This is a genomic window from Sinobaca sp. H24, from assembly GCF_023845525.1.
The window spans coordinates 230,155-250,830 of record NZ_JALBWT010000004.1; the positions used below are offsets into that span (position 1 = coordinate 230,155).

Sequence of the window (20,676 nt, forward strand, 5' to 3'; positions counted from 1 at the left end):
TTGTGTTTTCTATCTCGTCAGAACGTTTAGTCCTTCCTTCAGCACATTTTTTCCAAAGATATACAATCTTTTTTCCTCGTTCACATTACTTTTGTTATCCTGTTAAGAAATAGCTTCATTACACAAATTTAATGGAAATCCGTTCAAGACTTTCTTTCATGTCTTCCGGCACATTTTTCTCAAAGCGGGGATGAATGACAAAGTAATCATTACGCCAGATATCCGTGATGTTCCAGGTGTGCAGCACGCTCCCGTCTATATCTTTTATATAGAAGATCATTTGATCCTGTTTGTGAACCTTCCCGTACCTTTTTTTCCAACTATAATAAGGAAAAACGAATCCATAAATATGATCAGCTGTCTGCTGTTCCCCGTGCCTTTTCTCCAGACTAATGTTCAACGTTAGTCTTTCACTAGTTTTCATCACGATCATTTCTCCTTTTCTTTTTAATTTGCATAATGTTTTTTCTGACTTAAATGACCCGTTGCAACAAAAAATGCTCGATCATCAGTTTCTTTTCTGCGTATTTTTTCTAAAATAAACGTATATCTTATTCCTTCTATCATGAGTTCATAGGGGGAATTTGTTTCAAGGGCGTCTTGAATCGCAAAGACTACCTTACCAAGAGGACTGTCCCCGGCTTCTCGTTCATTTAAAGCACTCTTCATTGCTTTGTTTTTTCTTCTTTTAGAAATGAGAGGATATTTAAAATGCATCAAAATGATTCCACACGTCACAACCCCGTTTTCCAAGAATAAGGCTGACTTGGGCTTCACAGTCATGCTCTCTCCCCCTTTCTTTTTATAAGTCATGTCTAAAAAACAGGTGAACCAGGTTTCCCTTATCGATATAAGGACCAACGCTGTAGTTCAATTCATCAGGATGAAAGTGCCAAGACCTACGATAATAAGGACAATAAATGCTATAACCATATATGTTGTTAAGCTGTTCATGCTGCTCCCTCTCTTTCTATCATCGTGTTGTTTTTAGATTCAATATAAATTAATGGAATGAGGAGGAACGGTATCTGATTTTTTTTGTTTTAATAAGCAAATGAAGTCGTTCCTGCAAGACTGGCAGAAAGGAGACGATCGTAATAATCCATTCCAGGGCTTTTTTATTGCGGAATATTCAAATAATAAATTCGATTTTAAATAAGATGTCTTTTGTCTTCATTTCATTTAATTAAAAGATTTAATGCATTTCTCTTAGATGATGTTCTTGGCTAACTGCTGTAGTTTGGTGTCGATGTTAATTGCATATAATGAGAATGCCCCATCGGTTCTGGAATCATAACAACAGAAATTAAATTCTTTTGCTGTAACTGATAGATAAGATTATGAAGATAGGTTTTATTGTCATTGGATATAGAAATCCACACATGAACAGAATGATGAAAAAGAACAGGAGAAATGTTATACCCGATGTATTCATCTATTTTTTTCATCATCTGCAGCTCTTTTTGTTGAATGATCGTTTCCTCCTTTTTGGTCGTTGTTCATAAAAAAAGCCACACCTGCCTTCTGAAGGCGGTGTGGCTTGGACAACAAACTTCCTTGTTTGCTGGTCGCATACCATAGGTTTATAGAACGGCCGCGCCGTACATTTGGTGCTTATATAAAGAACAATTCCCTACTTATAGAAAATTCAATCATAAATCATCTGTTATTTTCACTTAGCGTCCATATTAGTATCATTTTAAATAGATGGAGGTTTTTTCTAAAATACTAACATCTTTTTCCCATTCCAGTCGTAAAGCGGAAGGATAAGAAATAAACGTGATAATTATTTCCTGAGAACGATAAAACTGGAGGGCCTTTACCAATTCTTCCACTTCACTAAACAAGTTTTCCGTTATTTTTCCTGTGAGTCTTTTAATTTCTGTTTCCGTTCCCACTAATACTTCATTATTTGCAACAATATAGATAAAAGCCAATAATGTCATGATCATCCCTCCTTAGTATGTATCATGAAAAAAGCCACATCTACCCTGGGAAGGAGATGTGGCTTGGACAACAAACGTTCTTGTTTGCTACCTATACCTTAGGTGTATAGTGCGGCTCGGCCGCAATTTTTACTTTTTTATTGTATCGTACTTTCTTTTCTATCTCAAAGCATTATTGGTTTCTCTTCTCATTTTTTTCGATTTTCTTTGGGGTTCTCTAAACTGATCAGTAAATATCCTCTATCTTTCTGAAAATGCCAGTCGACAAATGTTTCTTGAATCGTCCGCTGTAACAAGCTTTCCAACACATGCTTAGCAAATAAATTTTTTTCCAGAGGCCGCTTTACAATTTTAAGGTCTCCCCATAGTTTTGCTCGATCAATGCATTTTCAATTTCAACAAATATGCCAATTCGCTCGACTAAAATCAATCGCGGGTTTAGCCAATACAGATTGGTTTCATCAGGTTCTTTCTGCGCTTTTTTGCTAAGCGCAATAACCTCACGGCGAAACATGTTCTCGTTTAATTCTTTGGGCCAGGAAAACTTATTCAACTGTTTCGGAGAAATATCCAGCGAAATCCAAACCATCCCAGAACATTTCTTATTCTTCCGGAAATTCCAATCATAGTACATGTCCAGAACCGTTTCGTTCGTTTCTTCCTCCACAATCTGCTGGATAACAGGGAGAACTTTAATCATCATCTGTTCGCGTAATTGTTCTAGCTGCTGCTGCTTTTCCTGCTGCAGTAAAACCTCTTCCATAGGTGCTAGAAACCCTTGTAAATGAATCGTTACAAAAGGGGGGGGGTAATCATCACATATATGCTCTCAGGGCCTTTCCCAAACTGTGTTTGAAACATTTTTCCTAATCGTTTTGATGCCTGCTGTTCGTTTTCTTCGGCTAAATGCATTCAAGGCGTCCCCCTTTCAAAAAAAGAGCCTCTGTTACTTTTACCTTTTCTAAAAGTCTCTAAACAAAAAAGCTCACATGCCTGCTCCCCGGGGAAACAGACATGTGGTCATTTTAATGAGAAGGAACCTTTGTTTGTCCCTTTCGCCTTCAGTATATACCAGTGAACTCTTTTCCCATACGAATCAAGAAAGCCAGTTAGATTCATTTAAATACAAAGACACAAGTGAACTTAAATAAAATTTTGAAATGTATTTTTTAATAGAGCACCATAGTTAAAATATAAAAAAAGACTCTTCTTAAATGGAGCAGTCTCTTTGTCGTCTTGTGGAAATTTTGGATCCGGTAAAGCTCTTTGTTATATTATCTGCTAAATGTATCTGCGAAACCTCAATGAACACAATATTAAATTAGTTATTATGCATGAATAAAATTGAGATGTTTATTCAAATTGACCAATGAACTCTTTCTCTTGAGTCACTAGTATAAAACGTAAGAAATTCATATAAAGGTGGACATAAGATGAAAGAACGTACTGAAAAGATGGATGCACAGCAGTCGTATCCGCAAAAAAAGAAGAAGTTTCAAATGCCGCACATCTACGTAATCTTATTTATTTTTATTGCTTTAGCAGCGCTTGCTACTTACATAGTGCCTGCCGGTTCGTTTGAAGAAATACCCGGACCGGAAGGCAGAACGATGATTGATCCTGATTCCTATCAGGAGATTGCTTCTGATCCAATAGGCCTCGTTGATTTTATGCTCGCTGTGCCTAATGGACTGGTAGCTGCAGCTGAAGTAGTGTTTTTCACTTTTGTTATCGGCGGTATGTTTATGGTAATCCGCAACACAGGCATTATTGAAATAGCCGTTGATCGATTAACCAGGAGATTTTCAAATAAAAGTTTGGCAATTGTACCCGTACTAATGTTTGTTTTTGCTTTTATATGCAGCCTGATAGGCACTCAGGAACTCAGTCTTGTCTATGTGCCTGTTATTTTACCATTAATGATTGCATTAAAGTATGACTCGGTAACCGCGGCAGCAATTGCGTTAATCGCAACAACGGCAGGATTCACAGCCGGTTTTTTAAACCCTATTAATACAGGACTCGGGCAGCAGGTTGCAGATGTTCCGCTTTATTCAGGACTGGGCGTGCGTATTGCCCTGTTTCTTACTTTGACTGTGATTGGCAGTCTTTGGGTACTCAAATATGCGAGAAAAGTAAAACAACAGCCTGAAATGAGTCTAACCTATGAAGAAGATACGGAAAAACGATCGTTGTATCTACATACAGATGATACAAAAACATATATTTTTCATACCCGTCAAAAAATTGCTTCCTTTTTTATTTTCATATTCTTTGGCATCCTCGTATATGGGGTACTTGCCCAAGGCTGGTTCATGCTTGAAATGGCCGGTTTGTTTATTATCATGGGTATCGTAGTCGGTATGATTGCGGGACTGACACCAACCGAGGTGTGCGAAGGATTTAATGAAGGGTTTCGAGATGTGCTCGTAGGCGCGATGATTGTGGGTGTAGCGAGAGCGGTAGCTGTAGTGATGGAGGATGGACAAATCATGGACACTATTGTTCATGGACTGGGCACAGCGGTAGTTGGCATGCCGGTTATCCTAAGTGCTGTCGGTATGTTTATTATCCAGTTTTTTTTCAACTTTCTCGTGCCTTCAGGGAGCGGACAGGCACTCGTCACTATGCCCATTATGGCTCCTCTCTCAGACCTTCTTGGGGTAACACGGCAGACATCAGTACTTGCTTATCAGCTGGGAGACGGACTGGGTAATATCATTTTCCCTACATCCGGCTACTTTATGGCCACCCTCGCTCTTGCAGGGGTACCCTGGCATAAATGGGTAAAATTTTATTTTCCGCTGCTTCTCATCTGGATGGGTATCGCTATGATTTTCTTAATAGCAGCTCAGATCATGCAGTGGAACGGCTGAATCGACTTACGTTTTCTATTTACAGTTATTCCAATCACATAGATATATTAAAAAGCCTTTCTCTCACTGGAGAAAGGCTTTTACATGGTCTACCTATAATTTTTATATTTCTTTTTCCCAGTTGTCTTTTTCTTCCTCTCTCATCGCTTCTGCTGTTTTGTCCGGATAAGCGGTCCTAAACTTATGAGAATGTTTCGGAATAATGTTTACCATCTCAGCAATCATGTCTTCCGGGTCATATTGATCTGCCATGGATTGATCTTTTTCCTTCATTTTTTCCTTTGGTGTATAATGTATTTCTTCATCGTACCATTCCCATTTTTCCTCCACCGCCCGGTCATTAAATCCCGTAGAAAAGGGACCTGGGTTAATGGTTGCTACCTGTACATTAAACTCCTTCATTTCCTGATACATTGATTTTGCGATGGCTTCCAGCGCATGCTTTGAAGCGGCATAGAGTCCTGTGTATTCAGATGCCATTACCCCGGCCATAGAAGACATAAATATGAGTTTGCCGCTGCGTTTTTCTACAAAGTGAGCAGCTGCTATTCGAGCGGTTTCCAGGGTGCTGAAAACATTCACTTCGAATAGATTTCGAAACGCTGACATTGGTACCTCTCCCAGCGGGCCTCCTTCATTTACGGCAGCATTTGCGACAAACACATCATAATCATACCGATGCATTCTCTCTCGGTCAGCCGGGTTTGTAATATCCATTTTAAATATTTCCATCTCTACGTTTTGTTTAGCTGCAGCTTCCCTTAACGACGTAACCTGAGGGTGGTTTTCTACCGATGCGATAACGTGATGGCCTTCTTTAGCGAGTCCCAAAGCCGCTCCTTTCGCCAGTCCTGTTCCAGCTCCGGTAAAAAAGATTTTTTTACTCATTTGATTGACCTCCATTTGGTTTTATAATTACACATTTGTTTTTACTTTACCTATATTTTTTGCTGAAAATAAAAAAGGATGAACTAAAAAACTTACCCCTATCAGGCGAAAAGAAAACCAGCTCTATTCATACAAATAATATAATACCGTTTTAAAGATGCTAATAAACAAATAGATAACCATTTTCCTTTATTTGTAATATAAGATATTAAGATATGGCAGACAAAATAAGACCTATGAATGCCACTCCAATACCAATATTACCAATGAATTGAATTTGACCTGAGGGTGCTTAATCAGAATTGATCATATTAATAATTACAGTTGTAAGAAAAATGATCATCCCCACTGTCGTTAAAGTCTCTCCCCAAATCTCATTCGTAGTTACCTTCCCTCATATGTACAAAGAAATTGATAAAGCAAAAACGGCGGCTCTGGACACTGCGGAAGAATCTTAGGCATAGAAAAAGGCCGGTGCGGAAGCTGCTTCTCCGGCCGGCCTTTTTAGATGGAAATGATGCATCACTGCTTAGCTATTACCGTGGCCGCAGCCGATTTTACTCAGCAGATGCTTCTTCGATAAGCCCTTTAATGTCCGTATTGTCCATATAACCAGTGAAGTGCTCACTGCCGGCGCCGGCAGCAAAGACTGGAACCATCTCCCCGGTGTGCCCGCCGGTATCACTCTCTGCACGTATTTCGGTGTCGAGAGCACCTACACTATTGTGATCCGCAATGATGGAGCCAATTTCCCAGCCCACCTGATATTCAGGGTATACCTCCCCTTCATCGTCCTCAATATTCGCACGGAATGTTTCTAATTCTTCGTTTGTTATATCAATATCTGCGTATTCCGAGAATACCTGCTGAATACTTTCATCGGTGTATTCATCAGAACCCTCCTGGGTCTCAAGCTGCTGGGCCATATATTCTGGAGATACCTCAATGTTTTTCAGGCTGTCCACATCCATATTTTCTGTCGCAGACATTCCAAGCGTTTCATGGTCGGAAAGTACAACGACGAGCGTGTCATCGCGATCTTCCGCCCAGGTAACGACCTGTTCAACTGTTTGATCAAATTCGATCATTTCCTGCCACACACCGGTAGCGTCAGCCGCGTGGGCCGCGTGGTCAATCCGAGCGCCTTCGACCATCATAAAGAAGCCGTCATCGCCCTGTGAAAGTACGTCCAGCCCAGACTTTGTCATAGCCTGGAGGGACGGTTCTTCGCTTTCGACCTCGTCTTTGTCCGTTTTATAGTTCATGTACGAATCATTAAATAGGCCGAGCAGTTTATCCGGGGTTCCAGCTTCTTTGAGTTCTTCTTCAGTAGTTGCATATTCATAGCCGTTTTCCTGAAAATCATCCACGAGCCTGCCTTCACTATCCTCTTCATCTGCCCCGAAAAATTCACCGCCGCCTCCAAGAAGGACATCATATCCTTCTTCGTACTGCTGCATCGCAATGTCCTCTTCGCTTCCGCGGTCAGCCACGCTTGTAGTGAATGATGCCGGAGTGGCGTCTGTAACCGTATTATTGGAAACAACGCCCACCTTTTTTCCATCGTCCTGATAATGATCCAAAATGCTGTCTACTTCATTGCCGTTCTCATCGACTCCGATGCTTCCATTGTTTGTTTTCGTGCCGGTTGCGATTGCGGTGCCGGCAGCGGCTGAATCAGTTACATTGTTATCAGCGGAGTATGTGCTGGTCATGCCTGTATGTTCAAGCGATTCCATGAACAGTTCGCCTTCTTTGCCATATTCAAGCATAGAAGCGATTTCCATCTGCCCCATTCCCATGCCGTCTCCAACCATTACAATCACATTTTCCGGCACATCTTCCTTAGCATTTTCACTGCTGTGTTCGACTCCATTTTCATTTGCGTTATCATTAACTGATCCGCTTGCATGAAGAAGGCTTCCTGAGCTGATAACCATTCCCGCGAGAAACCCTACGGTTAATTTTTTTGAAAAATACATGCTGACCCTCCTGTTAATAATTCATAATTTTTGTTATTTTTTGAAATTTCATTCAATGATAAATGAGCTTATGGAAGCTGTCAACATTATCAAAATTTTTTTACCATGTATTTAATGGATTCACCTCATGAATTATAAATATTAGAATAATTAACAAATTTTACGTATACTAACAGTTAATATTAAAAATAGGAAAAAGAATAATCAAATCAGTAGAATGAGGAGTGGATACTATTTTTAAACATGAAATCAACCCCATCGAAGAAAGGCAACAAAAACAGAAAAATAAATCATACATGAAAAGAAGAATGATATTAACACTTAGCATAGTGTAGCCATAGTACTTCTAATCAATCTAGGATCCTACCTTTGCGGTAAAAACAATCCAATATATGTAATAACCCCATTTGGCGAACGCGATATCATACTTCCTTTTATAAAGAATAATTATGGAATGTTAATATATTCTTTCTGGATAGGCGCTTTCTCTACTTATTTGATTCTAGTTTCCACTTTTTTATAAAGGATCTTCCTCTTTTCTGCCGAGCTTCCCTCGTTCCTGTTTATCTTTCATCTGTTTAATGACAAATAATGCGATGCCGCTCACAATAATCACTGGCAGTAAGATAGGCATTATTTCTATAAAAAAATCCATGTCAGAATCCCCACCTTTTTTAATCAGTAAACGCCTGGGTTCTTATCGTTGATTTATCTATTGGAATAAATTCGACGAATAACCGTACACCTAAATATTTGCGATAGGAAGCAGCCACCCAGCTATCGTTTATCAGAAAGCCAATTTCTTTCTGATTTTGGATACTTAGAGATGCTTATATACAAAAGTAAGATAAGTAAAACACTCATCACATTTACTACAGTAATGAGTGTTTCATTGTTTGAAAGTATAGTAATAAGAAAACTTATAAAAACGGTTCCTAATATAAAAAATGGAGCTCTATGGGCTAAGAATTTCATTTTACGTTTCTCCTTTTGTTAACCTGTGTACCGTACATACGCTTCAAAGGAATATATACATTTTAAAAGTTTGGTGAATAGATATAGATTGACCTCTCTTAAAACGTACATTTAGCAACAATGATTCACATGCTGGATACCTCTACACAGAGCATCTTCCGTTAATACAGCTCCGCTTCCTTCTTTTGCGCCCGCGGCGCTCGATACACTAGCAGCGCAGCTGCCATAGCGATCACAACGAGCGCACTGCCGGCCCAGGAAGTGGTCACGACAGCTGCCTGCTCTACGACAACGCCGCCAAGAATTGATCCAAGTGCAATGCCGACTTGAAGCGCTGAGGTGTTAACGCTCTGCTGGATGTCTGATGTTTTTGGTGCAACTGCGATCAAATAGCTCTGCTGTGCCGGGGCAATCGACCAGCTGAGAATGCCCCAGATGATCACTGCCGTGATAAAAAGCGGCATCGAGTTTGTCGTAAACGGCAGAATGAATAAAATGACCGCAAACGAGGCAATGAACGTGAGCGACATTCTTTTAGAGCCGAATCGGTCGGTCAACCAGCCTCCCACGCCTCCGCCGGAGACCGCGGCTGCTCCGAAGATGAAAAATATAGCGCTGATCCAGAATGAATTCAGTCCCATGGTTTCCTGCATGAACGGGTTAAAATAGCCGTATAACGTGTAGTGCCCCGCAAGAACGAGCAGCGTTACGCTGTGAATGCCTACAATTTTGATATCCTTAAGCGAACTGATCTGCTGGCCGATCGTGACTACCTGAACCGGCTGCATACGCGGCAGAAAGCGAAGCATGATGGCTCCTATCAACACTGATAATACGGCGATTAAAACAAAAATAATCCGCCAGCCAAATGCTTCACCGATAAGTACGCCGAGCGGCACTCCCAACACGAGCGCCGAGCTGACGCCCATTGTTACGATTCCAATGCTGCGGGAGCGGTATTTCGCTTCCACAAGCTTCGGCGCCATCGTAAGCGCGAGTACTATAATCAGCGCCGCGCTGGCTGCCGTTACAAAACGAGCTGCCATCAGCATGGTGAACGTTGGAGCCAGACTTGCACCAACATTAGCAATGGCGAACACGGCAAGTGCCCACATATATACTTTTTTACGCTCTACATTGGATGTAAACGACAAAAGCAATGGTCCCGCCACGGCAAAAACGAGGGCAAATATCGTAATCAGCTGCCCGGCAATCGCAATGGACACCGATAAATCCTCCGCGATAATTGGTAATATGCCGCTGACAATTAGTTCCACCATGCCGACAATAAACGCCGACACCGCCAGTAAATAAACATGTGAATTCATAGTATAGTGACCTTCGAAAGAAATCCTCGTCTTTCGTTCCCTTCTAATCTAAAATTTTCTATTTACTTTATCCATGAATCAATTTCTTTTCTAATTAATGTTTCAACTATATCATGGTCTATATTACCTTTTTTAAAAAGAATGTGCATGGCTATACCATCGATCATTGCATAAGTTCGGGTAATCAACAGTTTTTCATCCACCTTTTCATTCAATAACTTCTCCTGCTTAAACAATTCCATACACTTTTTTATGAGAAGCTCTATATCATCTTCCACTACTGGGCCATTTTGCAAATGCAGCTCATAGTTAAAGGCCATCCAAACGACCATATCCGCATATCGCTCTTCATCCAACGGTATAACAGCAAGCAGGCTGCTCACCACTCGATCAGTAACTAATAGGCTTTCATCCTTTAGAATAACTTCAATTCGTTTTCTTACCTTATGAGTGACTTTATCCATAACTGCTTTTAACAACTCAGAATGAACCGGGAAATAGTAACGTATCTGCCCCGGCGTCATATTAGCCAAACTCGCAATTTTTCTGATACTTGCGCCTTTTGAACCTTCATTTACTATCGATTGCCAGGCGTAACTAACAATCTCTCTCATTCTCCTATCATGATCAACCAGTCTTGGCATCGCTATCCCCCAAATATTCGCGTAATAATTTGTATTGGAAAGTTCATTAGTCCATGAATGAGAATCAAGACCCAAACATTTCTATACTTTGCCCATAAAAATCCTAAAAATAGTCCAATTACGCCTTGATAGACTATAGCATTTGTTATCGCAAGGTCCAAAGAGCTGCCGCCTTGTATTGCGATATGCCAGAGAGCCCACAACATTGCGGTTGTACAAACGGCCGGCCAGGTTCCTATCAGAACTTCCAATCTTGTCTGCAGCCATACACGATAAAAAAGTTCTTCTAAAACGCTATTTAATAAAAAGGAAACTGCAGCTCCAATGAATAAATACAGCAGACCCATCTCATAATCAGCATTACTTGTCAGCGATAATGGACTTAAGAAATACATATAGATCCATAAAACCGTTACAAGCATAGGATACAACCATTGCATAGGCTTCGCATAGGATTGATTCATATGAGGTGCTGGTATTATTTTTATGATAATGAGAGGAATAATGAAAAGGAAAAGCAGTTTATATAAGTAAAAGTAATCAAATACAGATTCTTCAGGTGTCAGCACCATTGCAATTAGAAATAGCAGTCCCATAATAAATAGAATGGCTGTTTGTAATCGTAGTGTTTTAATAGGTGACCGGGAAAATGGATTGTTTAAAGCTATATGTTTCGGGAGCAGATAAAGGAATAATGCAGGAAGACCAACAACGATCCATATCTGAAAAAAAGACGTGAGTTCCTCATAGTCTGCACTGGTTTCAATCATTCCATTGGTACGGACAATAAGCCATATTGCTGACATAATAATTACTGTAAGGGTCATCCAGACGATCCAGGTGTACGACTTATATCTTTTCATAGCGCCCCCCTCATTTAATTAACACAGCTGTATTAATTAAAATTACCACATCTATGGTAAAAAAAGGAACTACTTTATATAAATTAATTACATAATAGCTAATATCAAAACCTTTTCATTATGTTTATAATCTCGTGCTCTTAGGAACGAATAAATCACTTATTCATTTCCTGGCTCTCTTCATCATATTTTACACACCCAAAATCACGGCGCCCAACATCATATATAAAAATGGAAAGAAAAAAAGAACACCGTTTACTAGTGCTCCTATTAACGCCATCCGATGACCTTTCTCTTTATAAACCTTCCATGCCAACGCGAAACCAATAGGACCGCTTATCAAAGGAAAAAAGACGGCAATTCCTTCATTGCCGGCAGATGTGATCGAAAAGAAAAAATGAAAAAGCAGATAGATAGAAAGTATTGCCAGACCGATCGAACCAATCGTTCGTTCATGCATAAGGTTTCCTCTATTCAGTCAAGATTTGTTGTTCATTCACTTTTAAAGACTTAGGAGGTCGACAGATTTTGTTTCGTTTAGGCTGATCGTTCAAATTCTCTTCTCCTCCTCTTTCAATTCTTGATAGTCCAACAGTTATTTGAGAAAACCTTTATTTTCATATTGAAGGATAATAAAGAGGTAAACAAAACTGGTGATGTACCTTAAAATTTTGAGTTTAAAACTAACTTTGGGGATACACCAGCTATGTCTTCAAAAGCCTCTTCTCTCCTTTTCTGTTTGAGAAATCGTACATTCGAGGGTTATCTTACCCGAATAATTTCTTTATCCTCTTCCTCTTCATAGACGGGTAGTTCAAACACCTGCTCCTGCGGATATCCTCCTGAAATACGAACAATAATCTCTTCCCCGTCGGAGAACTCGTACTGAGACATATTCATCCTGTAATACCCTCCTCCTCTACGTCTGCCTCTGCGATCGTTCGATCAGTTGAATTTTCTGCATTAGGAAATTCAAATCGAATAGATTCTTCCGGGCCGACTCTGCCTTCATAAGATCTGGTATTTTCATGTATCCCCGGAAGCAGTAATTGATCGTAGACACGGTCCATTACATGTTCTTCATCTGCAGCAAGATTACGGTGATGAGATTCTCTTTCTTCCGGGCTCATCGATGCAATTTCACTGAGAGTTATTTCTGTTTCCGATGTCTCATTTTCGTTCTCCTCGTTCTCTTCTTCCATGCCCGGGGTTTCGTTTTTCACTTCTCCGGACATTTTATCAATCGAATACCAACGCAGCGTTTGAGTTCCCTGGCGCTCCGCATCTTCTGGTCCAAATGTGAACACCTGGGCATGGTATACGTTCTCTTCTTCCTCTCTATCTTCTACCATGAGTTTAACTTCTTCTGCGTCAAAGTCTTCGTGGCCTTCAATATAGTCAAATACAATTCCTGAAACCTCGACTTTGGCAATTTCACCTTCTTGATTGTTTTCATTAGTGGATTCATCCTCTTCAGATGCCTCGTTATCGCCGCTGCTGGTGTCCTCCGTTTCCGCTTTCTGTTGTTCCTTTTCCGTATTACCGGCCCCTTCGTTTTCTTCTGAAGTATTCTCGTCAGATGTACTGTTGTGATTTTCCTGACTTTCGGAATTATTCTCGTCATCAGTCTCCTGGTTTGTGGATTCATCCTGCTCTTGTTCCCTATTCTCGTTAGCTGTTGTTTCTTCCTGTTCTTCCTGTTCTTCCTGTTCTTCCTCATTGGTTTCACCAGACGTTTCACTATTTTCTTCCTCTGGCCCGCAGGCTGATAAAACGAACACGCCTACTAATGCTGCTGCCAGTGTTTTTCTCATCTTGAATACCCCTTTTATGTAAATTAATGGTACATTATTCTATTCACTAAAAAATAAGCATATAAACTTTGGAACCTATCTAAGGTTTATTAAAAAAAGAAGCTGTTCACAATGCGGCAGCTTCTTTTCAAATCAACTACATTTAAAATTCGGAATATTTATCATTTTGACAAGGTAATCTTCTCTTCTTCTCTGCATGTCTATCATAGTGGTAAAGCGCAAATTTATTACGACTCATGCTGTCTCTGGTTCTTTTCGCATAATAGATATCACCATCATGATACTGAAGGGACGACGGCCAAATATCCCCGTCTACATAAAGTCGGCTTCCTTCTTCTTTAGCCGCAGCGTCATATTCCACAAGATCATATTCGTAATTTTCATCCGCTTCCCAATTCATAATCGTCTGGTAGATCAGTTCGTTGTTATCGTCCAGCGTGATAAATGAGCTGATAGGAACATCACTCGATTCCTTTGAGAGCACCTCCAATTGGTCAGGCTGTTCAATGTCCATTTCGTATATACGATCTGTAGCTTCAAACATTGATTCAGGACTAACACCCTCATAATCATCCGGCAGAACCATCCGCAGCTTGTCTCCATTGTCTACCAACTGCAATGAACCGGGAGAGTATGCATCAAAGGTGTGAATACGCTCCAGCTCTTTGTCAGAGTCCAGCGTAAACAAACTGGATTCATAGGATTGAAATCCTGTTTCCGGTTCTTCCTCTGTGCTTACCAGCACGCCATCTACAATGATCGGACCGTCAGGATTTTCCTGTAGAATGGTCGTGATCCATCCCCTCGCCTCCAAAAGAACAGATGTATTTGCATTTTCTATATCGACAGAAATAATATTACTAAATACCTGTTGAAATTTCTGTTCCCCAGGTGGTTCGTCCGGCGCTCCTGTTGTTTCTACAAACATAACTTGATTATCCCCTGTAAATAAAGGTGTCGTTATTTCCATCTGCTCTTCAGACTGATAGATCATTTCATCTTTTTGGTCCTCTGAACGAACATACACTTCATGCCCCTTATCCGTATTTATGACATACGCTAAACGATCATCGTTTTCACTAATAGCATATTCTCCTGTGAAACCTAACGCTTCTTCCGGAGCGCGGGACGATCCAATGAACCAAAAAAAGAGACCAACAGCAATTAAAAAGAGAACAGCAAAAATAATCCATCTTTTTCTAATATAAGGAACCTCCTTTAAGATGTTCACTCCACTAAATGACCAAAGTATGCTGATTTCAGATTATCAAATAAGAATAAACAAAGGTAAATTTTTCTTTTTCTTATTATTTTTTACATAAAATATGAGAATTATATGATGGTTTTGATACTCTCTTTTCTATTAGACTTGTTGTTATAGTGACAGAGGTTTGAACCATAGGACGTCGAGGAGGTTTATCATGAGTAAATTTGGATTGCTATCTTTCTTAATGGCAGCTGTTAGTTTCGCCACTTTTTATATAATGCGCGGTCCCCATTCAGATATATATGCAGTGATTAAATTATTAAGCATTTTCTCGATTATCGGATTGGTTTTTGCAGCTTTATCAAAAAACAAGTGGTGGCTGTTTGCCGGAATGGTTTTGAATTTGACTGGGCTCAGTGTTGCTTTTCTACTGCTGCTTGCTATGGGGATAAGTGAGCCATAAAAAAGAATCAACACCCATGTTAAAACATAATCAATAGGAGCATTGCATAAGATTGGAGGTGAATAGATGAATGGTCCTCAAATATTTCTTTATATAGGTGTCATAGAATGTATTCTTCTTCTTTTTCTTTCCGTAACGTTATATAAAAAACATGCTTTGCGAAGAATGCTTTACATCCCTTCACTTACAGCTACTGGAATTGGAATCCTGACAGCCATTTAAGGATTATACGTTGGAGACTGGGATGGGGTGGCCTGGTCTATATTAGGATTGTTTATTATAGGCAGCGCGGTTATTTCATGAATTGCGTTAATTATTTTTTGTCCATATGACTCGTTAAACTGATGTTTTTCTTTTTTTAATCGCCACGCCCCATGAAGGAATAGAAAACAAAAGCAGAAAAAAAGATAAAAAAGCCACGCCCATCCCTTCAAATCCACGAATGAATTCATAACTCCAATATAGTATTGCCAGAGCTGATAAATTAATCAAAATTACTGGAATCATCATTATAAATCTAGACGTGTTCAGCATTCTTAAAATGACCGTTAGGAGAAGGAGTATACTTCCTATTATAACGGCATCAAGCAATGGACCAAATACGAGCATATGCTTCCTTTCTTAATTTTCGTCTTATTTTTAAATTATAATAACTATTAATATATTTGCTGAGAGACGGGGTGAGCATAATAAATCCGTAATTCTGAAGACAACTCACTTGAAAATGTGGCTTCCCTTCAATGATTCAGCTTTCTATGTTCTTTAACCATTCACGCAATTTCCCTTTTGGATAATAAACGTTGTTGTTTATTGTAATATGGGGAATACTCGGGTGCTCAGCTATCATATGCTTTGCATCTTCCTTAGAAACCCCTATAAAATAATGAACATTGTTCTCTTTAATAAGCTCATGATCTTCATCAAATGAATCAAAAATATTTTCAGCATCTGGATTTTTAAAATTTTTTAATCCATCTCCTATCAAATAGCCTGCTATAGCAATTCCTAACCCTAACCATATAAAATCCATCTGAACTCCTCCATTTTACTTCTTGTTGATTTTAAGATTTTTTAATATAAATCAGCCATAATTATTTTTTTCTTTCATTTGGACGTTTCGTACTGTCTATAAAATGACACACTAAAAATGGAGATACAATAATCAAAGCCACCGCCAACATCCCAAAAGATGACTGACTTAATTCAATGACACCTATAAAAGAACCAATTAAATTAATCACTATCGCTGCAGTTCCCCCAACGATTGGATAAAGGTAATGATTTTTTTACTCTTTTCGAATTCAATAGATCACTCCTAATTAAAAATTAGATAGCCATTAACTTTCGAGCTTTCTAATCGCTTCCCCTTGATAAAGCTACCTATTTCATTTAATTTTGCTAAAATTAATGTTAACATTTTCCATATTATTTCTCTATCCTATCGTATAAAATGGCTGTTATTCTCAGTCAAATCAAACCCTCAGATACTTTTATAAAAGGAGCTGGACAATAATTTCTTATCAAATAACTGTATTAAAGCTTAAAGACTATCCTAAATGCAGCAGCATTTGGAATATGAAAAAGAATCCGAAAATGACTAGAATATTTTATGACGAATTAGTCAATGAAAATAGGATTACCTTTATTTATACAGAGCATAATCAATTTATAGCTGAGGGATCATTAGTTTTTAAAAACGATGATCCAGAGTACACCATTCCAGATAAACGAGTATATCTATCCCATATGATTGTCAAAGAGGAATATCGAAATCGAGGAATAGGTCACATCATTGTTGATTATTTAATTGATTACGCTGAACACCTTGGATATGAAGAAATAGCGCTTGGAGTTGATGCAGATAACTTTAATGCAAGACACCTTTATGAGAAGAAAGGATTTACTAATGTATTACGTACGGAGGAAGACGAGTATGGAAAGTATGTAAAGCTGCTTAAAAATATAAAGTAGACTTAGTTAAAAAATTGTATGTGATCTAACTTTTGGTATCTTATTTATCCTTCTTTTTCATCGACTTGCTCCAAAAATAGAGCGCTATACCTAAAGCTATAGCACCTAACACTTCTATCATGTCTGGTTCCCCTTTCGTGTGTTTGAACATATTTTTTTATTTGCATTTGGCAGTTGTTCTCCCAATATTTATAAAGCTATGCCAACCTCAGCCATTTTCTTCGCTTTATTTACTCTACTAAATGAACAAGGTATACTGAACTCAGGTTATCAAACCAAAGCAAATAAATGAAATTTTTTCTTTTTTATAAAATTTTTACATAAAACAGCAGCATATATCTACTTATAAGAAGCTTTTCTTTCGAAGCCTGTTCTTCATGATAAGCTAATCCTTTTTATTTAAAAACGCGTAACCTTACGCTGAGAGGTGGATTCGCATGAGAATAAAAACAAATACTGCGCTGCTTTCTTCTTTGCTTTTGCTTTCACTTCCAATGAACGCTCATGCGTTTGAACTAACGATACCGGAAGCAGAAATTGACGCTTTTCTGCAGGAAGATGGAAGCGTGCAGGTGGAAGAATCATTCACTTATGATTTTGAAGGAGATTTCAATGGCGTTGTCAGGACGCTGAATCATCCGGAATACGCATCTATTGAAAACTTACAGGCATTTGAAAACGGCGAACATCTGGAAATTGAGACGGAAGAGGAAATCGTGCACCGCATTCTCCGCCCGGGAGAGGATGACCGTTTTACCGTCGATTTGGAGTACACAATTGAGGACGGCGTGGAACGTTACGATGATCTCGGCGAGTTTTACTGGGCGTTCTTTGACGAATCCAACGAAACCGGTTACGAGTCCATGCAGATCCGTGTGCATCCCCCGGGAGCCTCAGAAGAAATAGAAGCGATCGGCTACGATGAAGCCGAAAATTCGGAACAGATAACTGATGAATACGTGCTGTTTGATATGGGACAGGTGGATAGCGGAGAAAATGGAGACGTCCGCGCCGCATTTGATGGGGCATTATTTGAAGGGGTAACCAGAACTGCTGATGGCTCCGCGGCAGAATCCATTCAAGAGGATAAGGAAGAACAGGAAGAAGCCGCAGCTGCTTCCGCTGCAAGACAGGATTTTCTATCTACTATGGCACCTATAGCCATTCCCGCCCTTGCCCTGTTATTTTTAAGCGTTATATACGTGGATCGGAGAAAATACAGCCACTTCAAACAAAGCGCCTACTCCAATAATCTTACTCCCGGAGCGCCGCCTCTGCAGATGAGCATGCCTGCTACGATGTATTATGTACGCCCTGCTGTGTCTTCAGAAATACTTACCGCTTCCCTGCTTGATCTTGTCAGGCAGGATAAAGTAACACAGGCAGGTAAAGACAGTTTTCGTCTGGAAAGCCGGAAGAACTTGATGACGCATGAGAAAATTCTCGTTTCCATGCTGTTTGATGAAATGGGAAAAGAAGGTGTATTTCAGCTTTCGGACATGTCCGATTATTTAAAAGACGAAACGAATTATGAAACCTTTGAAGCAAAAAAAGCAGAATGGCAGAAAGCCGTTATTGCAGAAAAAGAAGAAGCCGATTTAAAAATTAATAAACTCGGTTTCAAGATGGGGCTCGGAGTCGCTGCTATAATTACTTTAGCTTTTGGTATTATATTTCTTGCGAACGGAATGCTCGTTCCGTTTCTCCTCCTGCTTGTGTTATTTATGTTTGTTTTCGGCTATGCGTTAGTTTACCAGCCCCGCACGGAAAAAGGATGGAAACTGCTCCGGGACTGGAAGGATTACAAAGACGAAGTAGACCGCTATGAAACAGAAGACTGGCAGACTCTCCCGCCCGAGGAGCAGAAGATTGCTTTTATTTACGGACTCGGCTTGAACCTGAAATCCGTAAAGAACATGAGTGGAGATCTCACAAAGGAATTTTCGACAGCACCTGAAGCTTCCGCAGGATATACCAGCAACATTCCAATATTCATGACAGCCGGTTTTCTGGCCAGTACACAGTTCGAATCTTCGACTGCAGAAGCGGCAGGCTCCTTCAGCAGTTCTGGAACCGGTGGAATTGGAGGAGGCGGCGGTATAGGCGGCGGAGGTGGAGGCTCCGGCGGGTTTTAACGGAAAGAAAATCGACGACTACACGATCAATATAGAATCCAATCATTTTTACATGATTGGATTCTCAGGCTGTCGAGAAAGTTTTCTTTCTCGGCAGTTTTTTTGTGGGCAAGCAGCTGGAATGGTCGTATACTGAAAAGAAAAGGGGCGATCCTAAGATGCTTGGCAAAGCCAAAAACCATCGACGCGATCAAGTGACTGTTTCTGTAGAAGAACTGGTGCCCGCTGATCACTTTCTCCGCACCATTGATACGATGATTGATTTTCAGTTTATTGAAGAAAAACTGGCTGCCTATTATTCGCCGACCATCGGTCGGCCCTCCATTCCACCGATCACGTTGTTTAAAATGATGTTTATCGGCTATTTTTATGGCATTCGTTCGGAACGGCAATTGGAAAAAGAGCTTCAGACCAACGTCGCCTATCGTTGGTTTCTTGGTCTTTCTCTGACGGATCGCATTCCAGATCATTCCACGATCAGCTGGAACCGTCAGACCCGGTTTCTGGATACCACCGTATTTGAAGATATTTTTAATGCCATTGTTCGTCAAGCAGAGGGCCATGGATTGGTGGACGGTCGGATTTTAGTGAGTGACTCCACCCATGTCAAAGCGAATGCCAATAAAAACAAATTTCTACGTAAAGCCAAATCCCCCAAAGTTCCTGCCTATCTAGCAGAACTGGAAGCCGAAGTGCAAGCCGATCGGGAAAAAGAAGGAAAAAAGCGCTCGGACCCCGGAAGGAGAGGAAGCCCGCCGACCCAGCGATGACCCGAATCAGTCGGACTGATCCGGATAGTGGATTCATGATGCGAGATGGCAAACCGCAGGGATTTTTCTACCTCGACCACCGGACGGTGGACGCCAAATATAATATCATTACCGATACCTATATCACGCCCGGTAACGTCCACGATGCGGATCCGTATCTGGACCGACTGGAGGTGCAGCGGGCTACGTTTGATTTCCCGGTAGAGGCGGTGGCGCTCGACGCCGGCTATTTTACAGGCTATTTGTGCAAAAAGCTCGAAGAGCAGGGAATTTATGCGGTGATGGGATACCGTCGCTACGGAAAAAGCCGCCGGTACCTGCCGAAACGGAAGTTTCGATACATCGCGTCCAAAAAAGCCTATGTATGCCCGATGGGCTGTATGTTGACCTACCGCCTTACCGATCGGGAAGGATATCGTCAGTATCGTTCCCGCCCGCAGGACTGTCAGGGCTGTCCGATGCGGGAGACTTGTTTTTCGCCTGCCGCTTCCTCCCGGTTAATTAGCCGACATATATGGGAGGATGGGAAAGACCGGGCGCGAGCAAGAAAACGAACGAAGACAGGAAAAGCCTTGTACCATTTACGCAGCCAGACCATCGAACGGAGCTTTGGCGATGCCAAAGAGCTCCACGGTTTTCGGTACACGCGGTATCGCGGGCACCCGTCTGTCCAAGCGCAGCCCATCTCACCGCTGCCTGTCAAAACATGAAAAAAATCGCCCTCTATCTCGCCAAACGGTCGGCTTAGAGGACGATTTTTTGCGAAAGAAGTGAAAAAAACGTGGATCGAACGATCCACGGGAAAAAACAACCT

The 20,676-nt window shown here is 40.5% G+C and carries 20 protein-coding genes and 1 pseudogene; 5 read left to right on the forward strand and 16 right to left on the reverse strand.

Annotation, left to right across the window (positions count from 1 at the left end; genetic code table 11):
• Nucleotides 1-118: 118 nt before the first annotated feature.
• The 4 genes from MMY81_RS08470 to MMY81_RS08485 form a co-directional block, all read right to left on the reverse strand.
• A complete protein-coding gene (locus MMY81_RS08470; protein ID WP_252312482.1) occupies nt 119-427 on the reverse strand; it encodes a hypothetical protein in 309 nt (102 codons plus the stop codon).
• 20 nt (nt 428-447) lie between these two features.
• Nucleotides 448-783, reverse strand: a complete 336-nt coding sequence (locus tag MMY81_RS08475; protein WP_252312483.1) for a hypothetical protein — start codon at nt 781-783, stop codon at nt 448-450.
• A gap of 911 nt (nt 784-1,694) precedes the next feature.
• Entirely contained in the window at nt 1,695-1,946 is a 252-nt protein-coding gene (locus MMY81_RS08480) for a hypothetical protein (RefSeq protein ID WP_252312484.1), read from the reverse strand.
• Between the two features lie 343 nt (nt 1,947-2,289).
• On the reverse strand, nt 2,290-2,769 hold the full coding sequence (locus MMY81_RS08485) for a Na-translocating system protein MpsC family protein (RefSeq protein WP_308215278.1): 480 nt from the start codon (nt 2,767-2,769) through the stop codon (nt 2,290-2,292).
• Between the two features lie 610 nt (nt 2,770-3,379).
• Between MMY81_RS08485 and MMY81_RS08490 the strand changes: the two genes are divergently transcribed.
• The gene (locus tag MMY81_RS08490) at nt 3,380-4,822 is read left to right on the forward strand and encodes a YfcC family protein (protein ID WP_252312486.1); all 1,443 of its coding nucleotides are present in this window, start codon (nt 3,380-3,382) and stop codon (nt 4,820-4,822) included.
• Between the two features lie 102 nt (nt 4,823-4,924).
• Here the strand turns inward: MMY81_RS08490 and MMY81_RS08495 are convergent, their stop codons facing one another.
• The 10 genes from MMY81_RS08495 to MMY81_RS08540 all read right to left on the reverse strand — a co-directional run bounded on the left by MMY81_RS08495 (nt 4,925) and on the right by MMY81_RS08540 (nt 14,547).
• Nucleotides 4,925-5,710 (reverse strand): SDR family oxidoreductase, encoded by a 786-nt coding sequence (locus MMY81_RS08495; protein ID WP_252312487.1) that lies wholly within the window; start codon nt 5,708-5,710, stop codon nt 4,925-4,927.
• Nucleotides 5,711-6,267: 557 nt separating this feature from the next.
• Entirely contained in the window at nt 6,268-7,692 is a 1,425-nt protein-coding gene (locus MMY81_RS08500; protein WP_252312488.1) for an alkaline phosphatase, read from the reverse strand.
• 517 nt (nt 7,693-8,209) lie between these two features.
• Nucleotides 8,210-8,347 (reverse strand): hypothetical protein, encoded by a 138-nt coding sequence (locus tag MMY81_RS08505; protein WP_252312489.1) that lies wholly within the window; start codon nt 8,345-8,347, stop codon nt 8,210-8,212.
• 481 nt (nt 8,348-8,828) lie between these two features.
• Nucleotides 8,829-9,995 (reverse strand): MFS transporter, encoded by a 1,167-nt coding sequence (locus MMY81_RS08510; protein WP_252312490.1) that lies wholly within the window; start codon nt 9,993-9,995, stop codon nt 8,829-8,831.
• Nucleotides 9,996-10,057: 62 nt separating this feature from the next.
• A complete protein-coding gene (locus MMY81_RS08515; protein ID WP_252312491.1) occupies nt 10,058-10,609 on the reverse strand; it encodes a TetR/AcrR family transcriptional regulator in 552 nt (183 codons plus the stop codon).
• A gap of 32 nt (nt 10,610-10,641) precedes the next feature.
• Entirely contained in the window at nt 10,642-11,502 is an 861-nt protein-coding gene (locus MMY81_RS08520; RefSeq protein WP_252312492.1) for a CPBP family intramembrane glutamic endopeptidase, read from the reverse strand.
• Nucleotides 11,503-11,692: 190 nt separating this feature from the next.
• Complete coding sequence (locus tag MMY81_RS08525) at nt 11,693-11,962, reverse strand: hypothetical protein (RefSeq protein ID WP_252312493.1); 270 nt, start codon at nt 11,960-11,962, stop codon at nt 11,693-11,695.
• 302 nt (nt 11,963-12,264) lie between these two features.
• A complete protein-coding gene (locus MMY81_RS08530; protein WP_252312494.1) occupies nt 12,265-12,402 on the reverse strand; it encodes a hypothetical protein in 138 nt (45 codons plus the stop codon).
• Nucleotides 12,399-13,316, reverse strand: a complete 918-nt coding sequence (locus MMY81_RS08535) for a hypothetical protein (protein ID WP_252312495.1) — start codon at nt 13,314-13,316, stop codon at nt 12,399-12,401. Before MMY81_RS08535 ends, MMY81_RS08530 begins: the two co-directional genes overlap by 4 nt.
• 142 nt (nt 13,317-13,458) lie before the next feature.
• Nucleotides 13,459-14,547 carry a hypothetical protein gene (locus tag MMY81_RS08540; RefSeq protein WP_252312496.1) on the reverse strand — a complete coding sequence of 363 codons (1,089 nt, stop codon included), beginning with the start codon at nt 14,545-14,547 and terminating at the stop codon, nt 13,459-13,461.
• Nucleotides 14,548-14,737: 190 nt separating this feature from the next.
• Between MMY81_RS08540 and MMY81_RS08545 the strand changes: the two genes are divergently transcribed.
• Nucleotides 14,738-14,986 carry a hypothetical protein gene (locus tag MMY81_RS08545; RefSeq protein ID WP_252312497.1) on the forward strand — a complete coding sequence of 83 codons (249 nt, stop codon included), beginning with the start codon at nt 14,738-14,740 and terminating at the stop codon, nt 14,984-14,986.
• 336 nt (nt 14,987-15,322) lie between these two features.
• Here MMY81_RS08545 and MMY81_RS08550 read toward each other — a convergent pair whose 3' ends face one another.
• Complete coding sequence (locus tag MMY81_RS08550; protein WP_252312498.1) at nt 15,323-15,595, reverse strand: YesK family protein; 273 nt, start codon at nt 15,593-15,595, stop codon at nt 15,323-15,325.
• A 136-nt stretch (nt 15,596-15,731) separates the two neighbouring features.
• Nucleotides 15,732-16,016, reverse strand: a complete 285-nt coding sequence (locus tag MMY81_RS08555) for a DNA-binding protein (RefSeq protein ID WP_252312499.1) — start codon at nt 16,014-16,016, stop codon at nt 15,732-15,734.
• A gap of 545 nt (nt 16,017-16,561) precedes the next feature.
• On the opposite strand from MMY81_RS08555, the gene MMY81_RS08560 reads away from it, so the two are divergent.
• The 3 genes and pseudogenes from MMY81_RS08560 (at nt 16,562) to MMY81_RS08570 (ending at nt 20,610) form a co-directional block, all read left to right on the forward strand.
• On the forward strand, nt 16,562-16,957 hold the full coding sequence (locus MMY81_RS08560) for a GNAT family N-acetyltransferase (protein WP_252312500.1): 396 nt from the start codon (nt 16,562-16,564) through the stop codon (nt 16,955-16,957).
• A 437-nt stretch (nt 16,958-17,394) separates the two neighbouring features.
• Nucleotides 17,395-19,092, forward strand: a complete 1,698-nt coding sequence (locus MMY81_RS08565; protein ID WP_252312501.1) for a DUF2207 domain-containing protein — start codon at nt 17,395-17,397, stop codon at nt 19,090-19,092.
• Nucleotides 19,093-19,250: 158 nt separating this feature from the next.
• A pseudogene (locus MMY81_RS08570) lies at nt 19,251-20,610 on the forward strand (IS1182 family transposase).
• Nucleotides 20,611-20,676 lie beyond the last annotated feature (66 nt).